The 13,848-nt window shown below is 71.9% G+C and carries 13 protein-coding genes and 1 other RNA gene; 4 read left to right on the top strand and 10 right to left on the bottom strand.

Features of this window, described 5'->3' with window-relative positions; translation table 11 throughout:
- The first annotated feature begins 28 nt into the window (after positions 1-28).
- Complete coding sequence (locus tag ACK99Q_RS10290; protein WP_410186017.1) at positions 29-1,780, top strand: NAD+ synthase; 1,752 nt, start codon at positions 29-31, stop codon at positions 1,778-1,780.
- A 4-nt stretch (positions 1,781-1,784) separates the two neighbouring features.
- Here the strand turns inward: ACK99Q_RS10290 and ACK99Q_RS10285 are convergent, their stop codons facing one another.
- Entirely contained in the window at positions 1,785-3,479 is a 1,695-nt protein-coding gene (locus ACK99Q_RS10285) for a hypothetical protein (RefSeq protein ID WP_410186016.1), read from the bottom strand.
- Between the two features lie 81 nt (positions 3,480-3,560).
- Here ACK99Q_RS10285 and panB point away from each other — a divergent pair, with 81 nt between their 5' ends.
- Complete coding sequence (gene panB / locus ACK99Q_RS10280; protein ID WP_410186015.1) at positions 3,561-4,412, top strand: 3-methyl-2-oxobutanoate hydroxymethyltransferase; 852 nt, start codon at positions 3,561-3,563, stop codon at positions 4,410-4,412.
- Between the two features lie 46 nt (positions 4,413-4,458).
- On the opposite strand, the gene ACK99Q_RS10275 is transcribed toward panB, so the two are convergent.
- The 5 genes from ACK99Q_RS10275 to rnpB form a co-directional block, all read right to left on the bottom strand.
- On the bottom strand, positions 4,459-5,298 hold the full coding sequence (locus tag ACK99Q_RS10275) for an aldo/keto reductase (protein ID WP_410186014.1): 840 nt from the start codon (positions 5,296-5,298) through the stop codon (positions 4,459-4,461).
- A gap of 55 nt (positions 5,299-5,353) precedes the next feature.
- Positions 5,354-6,850 carry a hypothetical protein gene (locus ACK99Q_RS10270; RefSeq protein ID WP_410186013.1) on the bottom strand — a complete coding sequence of 499 codons (1,497 nt, stop codon included), beginning with the start codon at positions 6,848-6,850 and terminating at the stop codon, positions 5,354-5,356.
- The gene (locus ACK99Q_RS10265; protein ID WP_410186012.1) at positions 6,847-7,041 is read right to left on the bottom strand and encodes a hypothetical protein; all 195 of its coding nucleotides are present in this window, start codon (positions 7,039-7,041) and stop codon (positions 6,847-6,849) included. Before ACK99Q_RS10265 ends, ACK99Q_RS10270 begins: the two co-directional genes overlap by 4 nt.
- 117 nt (positions 7,042-7,158) lie before the next feature.
- Positions 7,159-7,830, bottom strand: coding sequence for a CDP-alcohol phosphatidyltransferase family protein (locus tag ACK99Q_RS10260; protein ID WP_410186011.1), 672 nt, complete (start codon positions 7,828-7,830; stop codon positions 7,159-7,161).
- 98 nt (positions 7,831-7,928) lie between these two features.
- Positions 7,929-8,313, bottom strand: an RNA gene (gene rnpB, locus ACK99Q_RS10255) — RNase P RNA component class A.
- A gap of 235 nt (positions 8,314-8,548) precedes the next feature.
- Between rnpB and ACK99Q_RS10250 the strand changes: the two genes are divergently transcribed.
- Positions 8,549-9,130 (top strand): TMEM165/GDT1 family protein, encoded by a 582-nt coding sequence (locus ACK99Q_RS10250; protein WP_410186010.1) that lies wholly within the window; start codon positions 8,549-8,551, stop codon positions 9,128-9,130.
- 18 nt (positions 9,131-9,148) lie between these two features.
- Entirely contained in the window at positions 9,149-9,892 is a 744-nt protein-coding gene (locus ACK99Q_RS10245) for a YaaA family protein (RefSeq protein WP_410186009.1), read from the top strand.
- Positions 9,893-9,914: 22 nt separating this feature from the next.
- On the opposite strand, the gene ACK99Q_RS10240 is transcribed toward ACK99Q_RS10245, so the two are convergent.
- From ACK99Q_RS10240 to ACK99Q_RS10225, 4 genes are read right to left on the bottom strand one after another with little or no spacing between them, the layout of a single operon-like run.
- Positions 9,915-11,090 (bottom strand): bifunctional RNase H/acid phosphatase, encoded by a 1,176-nt coding sequence (locus tag ACK99Q_RS10240; RefSeq protein ID WP_410186008.1) that lies wholly within the window; start codon positions 11,088-11,090, stop codon positions 9,915-9,917.
- A complete protein-coding gene (locus tag ACK99Q_RS10235) occupies positions 11,090-11,833 on the bottom strand; it encodes a zinc ribbon domain-containing protein (RefSeq protein WP_410186007.1) in 744 nt (247 codons plus the stop codon). The genes ACK99Q_RS10240 and ACK99Q_RS10235 overlap by 1 nt, the downstream gene beginning before the upstream one ends.
- Before the next feature lie 10 nt (positions 11,834-11,843).
- Positions 11,844-12,968, bottom strand: a complete 1,125-nt coding sequence (locus ACK99Q_RS10230) for a Nif3-like dinuclear metal center hexameric protein (RefSeq protein ID WP_410186006.1) — start codon at positions 12,966-12,968, stop codon at positions 11,844-11,846.
- Between the two features lie 25 nt (positions 12,969-12,993).
- Positions 12,994-13,848, bottom strand: coding sequence for a M23 family metallopeptidase (locus ACK99Q_RS10225; RefSeq protein WP_410186005.1), 855 nt, complete (start codon positions 13,846-13,848; stop codon positions 12,994-12,996).

Here is a 13,848-nt window from a genome sequence, read left to right as displayed (position 1 = left end):
GTCCGTCGCACGCCCTAGGCTGGGAGTCGTGCCCCAACTTCGTCTCGCCCTCGCCCAGGTCAACGCCGTCGTCGGAGACGTCGACGGCAACCTCGAGCTCGTCCTGCAGCACGCGCGTGACGCGCACGCCGCGGGGGCGCACGTGCTGGTCACCCCCGAGATGGTGCTGACCGGCTACCCGATCGAGGACCTCGCCTACCGCAAGTCGTTCATCGAGCGCTCGCAGGCCGCCGTCGTCACGCTGGCCGAGCGCCTCGCGCAGGAGGGCCTGGGCGACCTCGTCGTCATCGTCGGCCACCTCGACCGCGCCACCCACGTGGAGGACCGCCTCGGCGTGCCCAAGAACGCCCCGGTCAACTCCGCCTCGGTCCTCACCGGCGGCGAGGTCGTGACGCGCTACGACAAGCACCACCTGCCCAACTACGGCGTGTTCGACGAGTTCCGCCACTTCGTGGCCGGCGACCGCACCCAGATCATCCAGGTCCACGGCGTCGACATCGCGATCGCGATCTGCGAGGACATCTGGCAGGACGGGCCGTCCCAGGCCGCCAGGCACGCCGAGGCCGGCCTGCTCGTCGTGCTCAACGGCTCGCCGTACGAGGCCGCGAAGGACGACGAGCGGCTCGACCTGTGCGCGCGCCGGGCTCGCGAGGGCGAGTGCGCCCTCGCGTACGCCAACCTCGTCGGCGGCCAGGACGAGCTGGTCTTCGACGGCGACTCGCTCGTGGTCGACTCCCGGGGCGAGGTCGTCGCCCGTGCGGGGCAGTTCGAGAGCGAGCTGCTGATCGCCGACCTCGACCTGCAGGCCGCCACCGCCGCCATGCCCGAGCCCGGCACCCGGTTCGAGGGACTGCTGGTCGAGCGCACCGTCATCAGCAGCGATCCACTGCCCGCCTACGAGCCCACCAGCGGCAGCGTCGCCGAGCGCTGGGACGACCTCGGCGAGCGGTGGCAGGCGATCGTCCTGGGCCTGCGCGACTACGTCGAGAAGAACGGCTTCACCTCGGTGCTGTTCGGGATGTCGGGCGGCATCGACTCCACCCTCGTCGCCGCGATCGCGTGTGACGCGCTGGGCCCCGATCGGGTTTTCGGCGTCTCCAACCCCAGCGAGTGGTCCACCGAGCACTCGCGCTCCGACGCCGCCGACCAGGCCCAGCGCACGGGCCTGAGCCTGCGCACCGTCCCGATCGCGCCGATCTTCGACGCCTACCAAGACGTGCTGAGCCTCGACGGGATCGCCGAGGAGAACCTCCAGGCCCGCATCCGCGCCGTGATCTGGATGGGCCTGTCCAACCAGGAGAACCACCTGGTGCTCGCGTGCGGCAACAAGTCCGAGCTGGCCACGGGCTACTCCACGATCTACGGCGACGCGGTGGGCGGCTACGCGCCCATCAAGGACGTGCCGAAGACCGTCGTGTGGGAGCTCGCGAAGTGGCGCAACGCGTGGGCCGAGTCGCAGGGTCAGACGCCCCCGATCCCGCCGAACACGATCTCGAAGGAGCCGTCGGCCGAGCTGCGCCCCGGCCAGCGGGACTCCGACAGCCTGCCCCCCTACCCGGTGCTCGACGGCATCCTCGACGCGTACGTCGAGCGCGACCTCGGCTCGGCCGACGTGGTCGCCGAGGGCTTCGACCCCGCGATCGTGGAGAAGGTCATCACGCTCGTCGACCGCGCCGAGTACAAGCGTCGCCAGTACCCGCCGGGTCCGAAGATCAGCAAGCGCAACTTCGGTCGCGACCGGCGCGTGCCGATCACCAGCCGGTGGCGCGAGAGCCTCTGAGACGTCAGTCCGCGCGGACCGACAGCAGGACGCGGATCTCGCCGCCGGCCTCGTCGGTCAGCAGCGGGAAGGTGAGGGTCTCGTCCACGGGCTCCTCCGGGTCCTCCCACGGCGCGGTGCCCGGGCGCTCCTCGAGGCGCACCACCACGCGCTCGCCGTCGATGTCGCGCGGGCGCCGGTGGTCGTCGTCGGCCGACTTCGGCCACCACGACTCGTAGAACACGTCGCGCCCGTCGACCACGAGCCGGTGCGAGACCGCCGGTCCCACGCTCCCCCACGCCGTGAAGCCGACTCCCTCGACCTCGACCGGCAGGTCGGCGTACGGCGCCTCCCCCAGCACCGGCACGAGCTCGTCGAGCACGAGGCGGGCCTGCTCCACGTTGACCTGGTGGCCCGCCTCGACGAACGTGCGCACCGACGAGGAGCCCGCGGCGGTGCCCAGCACCGGCAGCGCCAGCACCCCGGCGGCGGCCGCGGTGGTCAGCGTGCGGATCCGCTCATCGCTCGCGTCCCTCCCGCGCAGCGAGACGCGCGCCCGGTGGAACGCCCAGAGTGCGACCGCGAACGTGAAGAAGACCGGTCCCGCCATCGTGAAGTCGAGGTAGACGATGCGCAGTCCGCCGCCGGTGCGCGTGCCGGCCCAGAAGGTCGCGGCCACCGCGAAGAGCCCGACGACGACCGCGCTGGTGGCCGCATCGACGTCACGGTCGACCGGACGGCGCCGGCGCCGGTCCCGCCGGCGCCACACGACGGCGACGATCCCGAGCACGATCAGCGCCACGCCCGGGTACGTCACGTCACCGGCATCGCGCCAGAGCCGGACCCACGGGAAGACCATGTGCGTCAGGTGGACCCAGGCCTCGCCCGTGGGCGTGTCCTCGGTCTTCTCGGCGGTCGTGAGCGCGGCGATCTCGCCGATGTTGTTCGGCGAGTACGTCAGCACCTCCACCAGCGGTCCGAGCCAGCAGACGACCGTGACCACCAGCGTGCGGGCGACCTCGCCGCGCGCGCTGCGAAAGCCCCGCCACCAGCGTCGGACCGTCAGGGCCAGCATCCACACGCCGAGCAGCCCGACGATCGGCGTGACGCCCAGGTGCGCCTGCCCGGTCCAGCTGACGCACACCATGAACAGCGGCCACAGGCCTCGGTGGCCGAGCAGCATCCGCCACGCGACGGCGAGGCTCGCGAGCAGGCCGAAGACCGTGGGCCACGGGTTCCACGGGAGCACGAGCACCGAGCCGAACAGTCCGTAGAGCGTGACCGTGGCGCCGACCATCATCAACAGTCCGGGGCGCCCGGCGGCGCGGTAGCCCGACCACAGCGACACGGCCACGAACGCCGCCAGCACCAGGGCGCAGCCCAGGAGCAGGCCCCACACCCGCCAGCCCGACAGGAGGTACGGCAGCCCGATCGCGTAGAACTCGAGCGGGCCGGGGTGGTAGGCGAACACGCCCTCCACGGTCTGGTCGCTCGTCGAGCGCATGCCCACCAGCGGCCAGTGGCCGGTCCAGGCGTCGTGGGCGCGGATCGCGATCATCGCGTCGTCGCCCTGCGGCAGCCAGCCCTCCGCGAGGCGCGAGACGAGCCAGACGACGATCGGCACCAGCAGCAGTCCGAGGGCGATCCAGAACCAGGCGTGCTCGCGCAGGGCGAGTCGTCGTCCGATCCGGCTGGGGATCGAGGCGGATGAGGTCGACACGGAGTTCCTGGCGGGACGGGATCGAGGTCCCGAGCAGTCTACGGTCGCCGAGCGCCGTCCGCCGGGGGCTACCGTGTGGGCATGACTGAAGAGCCCGCACCGTACGGTTCCCGTCCCACCGTCTCGCCCGACGTGCGCAAGGTCCGCACGCACCACCTCGCGAAGTGGAAGTCCGAGGGTCATCGGTGGGCGATGCTCACCAGCTACGACCAGTACACGGCCCAGCTCTTCGACGAGGCCGGGATCCCCGTGCTGCTCGTCGGCGACTCGGCCGCGAACAACGTCTACGGCTACGAGTCCTCGCTGCCCGTCACGGTGGACGAGATGCTGGTCCTGGTGAAGGCCGTGACGCGGTCGGTGCAGCGCACGCTCGTCGTCGCCGACCTACCCTTCGGCTCGTACCAGCGCGATCCGGAGCAGGCCTACGACACGGGCGTGCGGTTCATGAAGGAGGGCCTCGCGCATGCGGTGAAGCTCGAGGGCGGCGCGGAGATGGCCCCCCAGATCCGCAAGCTCACCGAGGGCGGCATCCCGGTGATGGCGCACATCGGCTTCACGCCCCAGTCCGAGCACAGCCTCGGCGGCTACCGGGTGCAGGGCCGGGGCGACGCCCGTCAGCGGCTCATCGACGACGCGCTCGCCGTGCAGGACGCCGGCGCGTTCGCGGTGGTGATGGAGATGGTGCCCGAGCCGGTCGCGACAGAGGTCACCTCGACTCTGCGCATCCCCACGGTGGGCATCGGCGCCGGCGCCGGCTGCGACGCGCAGGTGCTGGTCTGGCAGGACATGCTCGGCCTGCGCGCCGGTCGCGCCCCGCGCTTCGTCAAGAAGTACGCCGACCTGCGCAGCGTGATCTCGGGTGCGGTCGAGCAGTACCAGAACGAGGTCGCCGACGGCACGTTCCCCGCGGCCGAGCACTCCTTCGAGAGCTGACGCACGAGAGCCCCGCTCGGCCGACCGAGCGGGGCTCTCGTGTCAGTCAGCCCTGCGGGATCCAGGCCATCGTGTCCGGGTCGGCGCCGATGCGGCGGCCGGCGTCGAGGGCCGAGACGGCGCTCATGTCGGCGTCGGAGAGCTCGAAGTCGAACAGGTCGAAGTTCTGCTTCAGGCGCTCGACCGACGAGGCCTTCGGGAACACGATGTCCCCGCGCTGGAGGTGCCAGCGCAGCACGACCTGCGAGACGCTGCGACCCGTGCTGTTCGCGATCGCCTGGAGCGCCGGGTCGTCGAAGACCTGGCCCTGCGCGAGCGGCGACCAGGCCTCGGTCGCGATGCCGAGCTCGGTGTTCAGCGCGCGCAGCTCGTCCTGGGCGAAGTACGGGTGGATCTCGACCTGGTTCACGGCCGGGACCACGGTCGCCTCCTGCACCACGCGGCGCAGGTGCGAGGGCTGGAAGTTGGAGACGCCGATCGCGCGCGCCTTGCCCGCGGAGTAGACCTCCTCCATCGCGCGCCACGTGTCGACGAAGTCGATGTCGATCGTCGGCAGCGGCCAGTGGATGAGGAAGAGGTCCACGCGGTCGAGCTGGAGCCTCTCGAGCGACTCGTCGAGCGACGAGGCGACCACGGCGGGGTCGTGGCGGTTGTTGTTGAGCTTCGTGGTGACGAACACCTCGTCGCGCGCCAGTCCGGAGGCGGCGATCGCAGCGCCGACGCCGGCCTCGTTGCCGTACATCTGCGCCGTGTCGATGTGCCGGTAGCCGAGCTCGAGGGCCTCGGTGACCCGGTCCTCGGCGGTCTCCGGCGGCACCTGCCACGTGCCGTAGCCGAACTGCGGGATCTGGACGCCGTTGTTGAGGGTGAGGGTGGGAACGGTCATGCCTCCGACGCTACGGGCTGCACCCGAGCGCCGCACACGCGCGACCGCTCGGGACCTACGGCTGCACGAGCACGAGGTCGACGTACCGCTCGTCCCCCGCCACCTCCGTGGCCCCGGCGTCCCGGGCGAGCTCGACCCGCTCGACCACGGCCCCCTCGGGCGGCGGCTCGGGCCGGCCGGGATGGCTGTGCACGACGAGCGTGCGGTGCGGCTCGTCGAGGTGCCGCGGGTGCCGGAAGTCGTCCTCGCGCATCCCGTCCACGCGCGCGTCGAAGGACACGTCGTGGCCCTCGGCCAGCAGCGCCGCGTAGACCGCCGGGCCGATGCTGACCCAGGCGAGACCGCCGACCGTCTCGATCGCGATCGGTCCGTCGCCGCCCTCGACGAGCTCGCGCGCCCGGTCGACGACGGGCGCGGCGCGCTCGCTGTCCAGGCGCGCGGCGTCCGACAGCGGACGAGCCAGGAAGAGGAACGCCGCCACGGCGACCGCGACGGCGACACGGCCCAGCGTCCGGCGGTGGCGCGACCGGCGGACCCGGCCGACGACGGCCCAGGCCACGAGGGTCAGCGGGACCGCGGCGCCGTAGACGACGTACCAGTCGCGGCCCTCCCCCGCCCGGGTGCCGGCCGCCACGAGGACGAGCGTGCCGATGAGCGTCAGCGGGACGATCGCGAACGGGCGACCCGAGGTCAGCCCGCGACCTCGGCGGCCCGTCCATCCCACGACGGCGGCGATCCCCGCGATCAGGAGCAGGATCGCGAGCGGCCCGCCGCCTCCGGACCGCGCGACGGTCCACAGCAGGTCGAGGTTGTCGGGCTCGTTCCGGGCGACCTCCACCAGCGGCGCGGCCCAGCAGGCGATCCCGAGGATCACCGTCAGGACGACGGAGCGGCGCGGCAGGTCGAGTCGATCGCGGCGCGCCAGCAGCACCGACACGACGAGCGTGACCACGCCGATCGCCACCGCCACCGGTGCGACCGCCAGGTGCGACTGCGCCGCGAGCGAGACGGTGACGACGAACGCCGGCCACCAGCGACCGTGACCGCCCAGGACCGCCCAGGCCGACGCGGTCGCGGCCGCCAGGGCGAACATCGCCACCCACGGGTTCCACGGCGTGACCAGGGCACTGCCGACTCCCAGCACCAGGACGGCGTTCACCACCGTCATCGTCTGCCATCCCCGCGCGCCCGCCGCCCGGTCGGCGGCGGCGAGCGAGACGGCGACGAGGGCCGCCAGGATCAGCAGGGAGCCGACCACGAGCGCCCAGGGGGCGAAGCCGCTCAGCGCGTAGAGCGGTGCGAGCAGCTGGAACTGCAGGGGTCCGGGATGGTGTGCGTGCACTCCCGCGACCGTCTCGCCACTGGTCGAGGGCATGCCCAGCAGGGGCGTGTGGGCGCCGAACACGTCGTGCGCGCGCACGGCCTCGACCGCCGTGTCACCGTGCGGGACCCAGCCCCCGGCCAGCACGACGGCCCACACCAGCAACGGCAGCACGAGTGCCGCCCACGCGATCGGCCACCCGCCGCGGGGAGGCCGGTCGGACTGTGTCACTCAGGCGAGCCGGCAGGTGGGGCGTCGTCGTTCCAGTTGGGGTCCTCGTCCCACGCCTTCGACTTCTCGTGCGCGGTCTCGAGGGCGCGCGCGGCATCGGCCTCGGTCTCGTAGGGCCCCAGGCGGTCGGACGCCCGGCAGCCCTCCTCGCCCTCGACGGTGTTGTGCTTCAAGCAGTAGAAGTACGCCATGGGCTCATCGTGCCCGATGCGGGGACCGGACGCCCGGGGGCACGATTCCGGAGGCATCGCGACACGGATGGACGTGACTCCGAGGGAAGCCCCGGGTCTACACCGACCCGAGGCGCCTCACGCACGACCCGGTGGGTGGCCGGAATCGGGGAGCACGTCTGCACCCACCTCACCGTAGGCCCGTATCGGCCCGGGCGCTCTCTCAGAGGCCAGACGTGCCACTCGGACGGCGCTGGCGATCTTGACGGCCAGCTGGGCCGTGACGATCACCAGGGCCACGGGCATGCTGCCGATGAGGACGGCGACGATGATCCCGGCATTGTTCAGTGCCTTGGCCGGATGCGACCAGTTGTAGCGGAACACGGTGGGATCGATCTGGCCGAAGTAGTTGGGACTCACGATTGGCCACAGCAGGAACGAGAGCGAGAGGAGCTGGTCGATCACCATGAAGTTGACGAGGAACATCCCGATGGGTAGGGCCAGGTCCGGCTCGTGCATCACCAGTCCCGCCGCCAGGATCGCGGTGCTCAGGCGATCACTGCAGATGTCGAACACCGCGCCGGCCCTCGTCTCCTGACCCAGCACGCGCGCAGCGAGCCCATCGAGGCTGTCACCGAGCCAGTACGTGAGGTATCCGGCGATCAGCCACGGGACGGGATCAGAGACGACGAGCGCGGTGACCGCCAGGACCGCGGCACCCACAGCGCGGAGCAACGTGATCGCGTTGGGGATCGTCAGAAAGGGACCTGGGCCCGGCAGGTGGTGGGTGGGCGACACCGCCTTGCTCACGTGGCCAACCTACGCGCAACCACTGGCGTGTGCCGGTCGGGAGCACGTCGACCGAACGGCCTCCGCGAGCCCCACCGCTCCCGGGTCGCCCGGGGGCGCGAATGAGTCGGCCTGTAAGCCGGATTCTGTCCTGCCGGAGCAGGGGCGGCCATCCATCTGGGATGCCCATTGCTGGACACCTCGGTGCGACCTACCTGCCGCTGAGGACGAGCAGCCCTGCGGCACGGCCCCGCGGACGGGGCCTACTTGGTCTTGCTCCCGGTGGGGTTTACCGAGCCACGACGGTCACCCGCCGTGCTGGTGAGCTCTTACCTCACCGTTTCACCCTTACCCGCACCACCCGAGGGTGGCCGCTGGCGGTCTGTTCTCTGTGGCACTGTCCCGCACGTCGCCGTGGGTGGCTGTTGGCCACCACCGTCGCTCTGTGGAGTCCGGACTTTCCTCGACACCCTCGAGGGATGCCGCGACCGCCCGGCCGACTCATTCGCGCGTCCATCCTATGCCCGCCGCACCCGCGCCATGACCCGCCCGGTAGGCTGGTGACATCGAAAGGGAGTAGTCCCCAATCGCTGCGTCGACACACTGAGGCCTTGCCTCCGGTGCAGCGGGCCAGGCAACTGGCGGACGAGACTTTCGACCGGATTCGTGTACACGAGCCCGGTCGAGGCTCGTCGGTACGCTCACGCTCCTCGTCCGGGCAGGACGAGGAGCCTTTTTCATGTGGGAAGCCCTGCTGCTGAGCACCGTGGTGATCTTCGTCGCCGAGCTCGGCGACAAGAGCCAGCTGATGGCGATGACGTTCGCCACGCGCTACCGCGCCCGCGACGTGCTGATCGGCATCACGATCGCCACCGCGATCGTCCATCTCGCGTCGGTCGCCATCGGCTACTTCATCGGCGCCGCCTTCGAGGACTACCAGGCCTGGATCTCCATCGCGGCCGGTGTCGCCTTCATCGCGTTCGGCCTGTGGACCCTGCGCGGTGACGAGCTCACCGAGGAGGAGGCGGAGAAGGCCAAGAAGAGCACCGGCTTCTCCATCCTGGCCGTCGGCACCGCGTTCTTCCTCGCCGAGCTCGGCGACAAGACGATGCTCGCGACCATCACCCTGGCGGTGCAGGAGAACTGGTTCGGCACGTGGATCGGCAGCACCGTCGGCATGGTCGCGGCGGACGCGCTGGCCATCTGGGTGGGCTTCCTGCTCGGCAAGCGCCTGCCGGAGAAGACGATCAAGTACGCCGCCGCGATCGCGTTCTTCGTGTTCGCCGTCGTACTGATCCTCGAGGGCGTCTCGCACGTGTGAGGTCGATAGGGTCGCCACGTGCTGATCGTGCTGCCGCCCTCGGAGGGCAAGACCCGTCCCGAGTCCGGTCCCGCGCTCGAGCTCGAGACCCTCTCGTCGCCGCGGCTGAGCCGCACGCGCGAGCAGCTGCTGAACGCGCTCGTGCGGCTCAGCTCCACGAAGCGGGCCGCCGAGGTCCTCGAGCTCGGGCCGAAGCAGGTCGACGACATCGCCCGCAACGCGCGACTGCGCGAGGAGCCGACGGCTCCGGTGATCGACGTCTACACCGGCGTGCTCTACTCCGAGCTCGGCTGGGCCACGCTCGACGCGGCCGCGCAGGAGCGCGGGCGGTCGAGCCTCGCGATCGCGTCGGCGCTCTTCGGGCTGCTGCGGCCGCACGACGCCATCCCCGCCTACCGGATGAGCGGCTCGGTCTCGCTCCCCCGGCTCGGCACCGTCGCCAGCCGCTGGAAGCCCGTCGTGCCGAAGGCGCTCGTCGAGCTGGCCGAGGGCGAGCTCGTGCTCGACCTCCGCTCGGGCACCTACGTGGCGCTCGGGCAGGCTCCTGCCGGCTCGGTGACGCTGCGCGTGCTGACGGAGGCGAACGGCAGGCGATCGATCGTCAGCCACAGCAACAAGGCCACCAAGGGCCAGGTCGTCCGCCAGCTGCTCGTGGAGGGCGTCGAGGCCAAGGACGCGGAGTCGTTCGCCGACGCGCTGCGCGACCTCGGCTGGACGGTCGAGTCCTCGGGCCCCACGCGGCTCGACGTGATCCTGCGCTGACTCCGCCGCGAGGGATCCCCCGTCAGGGGGTGACCGAGAAGTTGCGCAGGCTCGGGGTGCCGTCGGGCCACCAGGCGATGGTGGTGATCGAGGCCGGGGCGAGCTCCATCCGGTGGATGACGCCCATGTCCGAGCCGAGCGCGAGGCGCACCATCAGCTTGATGGGCGTGACGTGGCTGGCCACGACGACCGTCTGACCGGCGTACTGGCGCAGGATCCGGTCACGGGCCGCCTCGACGCGCGTGGCGACCTCGTCGAACGACTCGCCGCCCGGCGGCGGGACCGCGGTGGACGAGAGCCACTTCTCGAGCTCTGCAGGCCAGCGCTTCATGATGTCGCCGAACGAGAAGCCGTCCCACTCGCCGAAGCCGGCCTCGGCGAAGCCCTCCTCGATCGCGACCGGGAGGCCGAGACGCTCGGCCACCTGCGCGGCGGTCTGGCGCGTGCGCTGGAGCGGCGAGGCCACGATGGCATCCGCTCCCCCGCGCTCGGCGATCCACGTGGCGGCGCGGCGGGCCTGCTCGACGCCCTCGTCGACCAGGGGCGGGTCCTCCCCGCCGGTGCCGCTGAAGAGCTTGCGCTGCGTGTGGGCGGTGACGCCGTGACGCAGCAGGATGAAGGTGGTGGGGTCGCCGTGCATCGAGCCGCGCCAGCCCAGCAGCGGGTTCTTGCCCTTCGCGTCCAGTGGAGCGTCGGCCTCGCGAGGCTCGGTGAACAGCGCCGGAGCCTCGGGCGGCTCGTCGGCCAGCTGCACCGGCTCGCGGGACTCGAGGGTCGACACGAGGCCCGGACGGCCCGCCTTCTGCGCGTCGAGCGCGGCGTTGGCCAGGCTGTCGGCGCGGGCGTTCTTCGCGCGCGGCACCCAGGTCCAGGTGACCGGGCCGAGGTCGCAGACGATCGCCTGCGCCTGCATCGCCAGCGGCTTCATGTCGGGGTGCTTGATCTTCCAGCGGCCCGCCATCTGCTCGATCACGAGCTTGGAGTCCATGCGGACCTCGACGGGCTGGCCGGCGGCGTGCTCACGGGCCAGCTCCAGCGCACCGATCAGGCCGCGGTACTCCGCCACGTTGTTCGTGGCGACGCCGATGGTCTCGCCACGGTCGGCGACGAGCACGCCGTCGTGCAGCAGCGCCGACCCGTAGGCGGCCGGCCCCGGGTTCCCGCGCGATCCTCCGTCGGCCTCGGCGACCCAGCCCATCAGACGCCGGACTCGGAGCTGCGGACGAGGATGCGGCTGCACTCGGGGCAGCGCAGCACGGTGTCCTCGGGCTCGGCGGCCAGCTCCCGCAGGTCGGCGCCGTTGATCTCGAGGTGGCAGCCCTGGCAGCGGCGCGCGCGTAGCACGGCGGCACCGAGGCCGCCGTGGTTCGCAGCGACCTTCTGGTAGAGCGCGAAGAGGTCCTCGGGGACGTTCGGCCGGATCGACTCGCGGGCCGTGGACGCCTCCGCGGCCTCGGCGTCGAGGGCGGCGATCTTCTCGTCGCGCGCGGCCACGAGCGCGTCGCGGGAGGCGGTCTCGGTCTCGAGCGCGGCGACAGCCTCGTCCAGCTCGGCCTGCGCGGCCTCGAGCTGCTCCATGACCTCGAGCTCCTCGTCCTCCAGCGTGGAGATCCGGCGGGCCAGGGCCTCCAGCTCGCTCTGCAGGCTGGACAGGTCCTTGGGGTTCGTGATCGCGCCGGAGGCCATCCGGTCCTCGTCGCGCGTGCGGCGCGCCTTGACCTGCTCCACCTCGACGTCGGCCTTCGCCTGGGCCCGCTCGAGGTCGGACACACGGGTCTGCGCGGCCACCCGACGGGACTCGATCTCGCGCAGGCGCGCCTCGGACGCGGCGATCTCGGCGTGCTCGGGCAGGGTGTTGCGGCGGTGGGTCAGCTGCGCGAGCGCCGAGTCCTTCTCCTGCAGGTCCAGCAACGCCTGCTGGGCGACCGGTTCAGCCTTCACGTGCGACTCCTCATGACAATGTCCGGCTCCAGGGATCGGTGCCGATCGTGGAGACGTGGGTCTTCACCGTATCGCCCAACTCCTCGCGAACGGCCGCCGCCACGGTCGGCAGCCAGGTCCACTCGGCCGCCCAGTGCGGCACGTCGACGACGGCGCATGCACCGGGGCGCTCGAGGTGCTCGCTGACGGGGTGGTGGCGCAGGTCGGAGGTGACGTAGACGTCGGCTCCGGCTGCCTGTGCCGTGCCGAGCAGGAAGTCGCCCGAGCCGCCGCACAGGGCCACCGTCTCGACGCGCCGGTCGAGGTCGCCGGCGATGCGCGTGGCGCCCGCGTGTGCCGGGAGGCTGGTCCGGACGTGCTCGGCGAACTCGCCCAGCGTCATCGGCCGCGGCAGGCGGCCGATGCGGCCCGAGCCGCGCTCGCTGGGTCGCGCCGCGAGGGGCCAGAGGTCGTACGCGACCTCCTCGTACGGGTGGGCACCGATCATCGCGGCGCGCACCGCCTCGCGGATCCCCCGCTCGGCGACGACCTCGACGCGGGTCTCGTCGACCCACTCGACCTCCCCCACCGACCCGATCGCCGGGTCGGCGCCGTTGAGGGGGCGGAAGGAGCCGCGCCCCAGACTCTGGAACTGCGCCCGGTCGTAGTCGCCGAGGCGACCCGCGCCCGCGTCGTGCATGGCGCCGACGACCCGCTCGGCGTCGTCGCGCGGGACGTAGACGACCCATTTGTCGAGTGGTGACTCCGCGTCGGTCTCGAGCGGGCGGACGTCGGTGAGGCCGAGCGCGAGGGCCATCGACTCGCTGACGCCGCGCGGCGCGCAGTCGGCGTTGGTGTGGCACGTGTGCAGCGCGATCCCATTCGCGATGAGCGTGTGCACGACCCGGCCCTTGGGCGTGGTCGCGGCCACCGAGGTGACGCCCTTGAGGTACAGCGGATGATGCGTGACGACCAGCTGGGCACCGCGCTCGACCGCCTCGTCGACCACCGCCTGGACCGGGTCGACGGCGAACAGGATCGACGAGACCTCGGCGTCGGGGTCGCCCGCGACTGTGCCCACGGCGTCCCAGTCGTCGGCCCAGCGAGGGTCGTAGAGGCCGTCGAGGACGGCGATGACGTCACGCAGCGATGGCATGGGGCGAGTCTGTCACGGCCCGCCGTCAGGCCTCGAAGACCTGGAAGTTCGCCGGCATGCCCGGCTCGATCTCGGTCTCGGGCTCCTTGGTGGTCCACCCGCGGTCCACGGCGCCCGGCTCCTGGGAGATGTCGGCGAACGTCATCGGGAGCCCGGCCGCCCGCAGCGGCTGCGCGCGGTCCATCAGCTGGAAGTGCAGGTGGGGCTCGGAGGTGTTGCCCGAGTTGCCCACCTGGCCCAGGACGTCGCCGGTGGCGACCCGGTCGCCGACGCGCACCGCCGCGGTCCCCCGCCGCACGTGCGCGTAGAGCGAGTAGACGCCGTCACCGTGGTCGACGACCACCCGGTTGCCGATCACCGCGCCGGGTCCGCCGAGATCGCGCAGCCCGTCGATCACCATCATGTAGCCGAAGGCGAGCCACGAGGTGCGTGACAGGTGGTCGCGGCGACCGTCGACGACCCGCACGACGGTGCCGTCGGCGACGGCGTGGATCGGCTCGCCGAACGAGCTGAACTCCTCCGGCCTCTCGAAGCCGCCGAACACGGGGTACTCGGCCGTGGTGCCCGCAGGTCGCGGGTGGATGAGGTCGACCGCGTGGGACTGGCCGTACCCCCGGACCCCGTGACTGGGCACCGACGACGCAGGGCTGTGCACCACGGTCCACGTGCCGCGGACGGGACTGGCCACGTCGATCGGCTCACGGTGGTCCTGCTTCGGCGGCCGCACGAGGCACAGCACGAAGGACACGAGCACGACGAGGCTGGAGACCCCGATGGGGACGTCGAGCAGCAGACCCGCCGCGATGCCCAGCAGGAACAGCCACGCCCAGAGCGGGAACAGGCTGCTGACGACACGACGCCACGCTCCGGTCTCGCTCAT

Origin of the sequence: Aeromicrobium sp. MLTX1 (assembly GCF_046452335.1) — a bacterium.
Lineage (GTDB): Bacteria > Actinomycetota > Actinomycetes > Propionibacteriales > Nocardioidaceae > Aeromicrobium.
The sequence above is the reverse complement of the archived record's forward strand: the minus strand, read 5'-3'. Positions and strand labels throughout refer to the sequence as shown.

What these genes read in the sequence shown, in the direction of transcription:
- panB (WP_410186015.1), top strand. Translation starts at nt 3,561, where the DNA reads ATGACTGAAGAGCCCGCACCGTACGGTTCCCGTCCCACCGTCTCGCCC.
- ACK99Q_RS10275 (WP_410186014.1), bottom strand. Translation starts at nt 5,298, where the DNA reads ATGACCGTTCCCACCCTCACCCTCAACAACGGCGTCCAGATCCCGCAG.
- ACK99Q_RS10265 (WP_410186012.1), bottom strand. Translation starts at nt 7,041, where the DNA reads ATGGCGTACTTCTACTGCTTGAAGCACAACACCGTCGAGGGCGAGGAG.
- ACK99Q_RS10250 (WP_410186010.1), top strand. Translation starts at nt 8,549, where the DNA reads ATGTGGGAAGCCCTGCTGCTGAGCACCGTGGTGATCTTCGTCGCCGAG.
- ACK99Q_RS10240 (WP_410186008.1), bottom strand. Translation starts at nt 11,090, where the DNA reads ATGGGCTGGGTCGCCGAGGCCGACGGAGGATCGCGCGGGAACCCGGGG.
- ACK99Q_RS10230 (WP_410186006.1), bottom strand. Translation starts at nt 12,968, where the DNA reads ATGCCATCGCTGCGTGACGTCATCGCCGTCCTCGACGGCCTCTACGAC.
- ACK99Q_RS10225 (WP_410186005.1), bottom strand. Translation starts at nt 13,848, where the DNA reads ATGAGCGAGACCGGAGCGTGGCGTCGTGTCGTCAGCAGCCTGTTCCCG.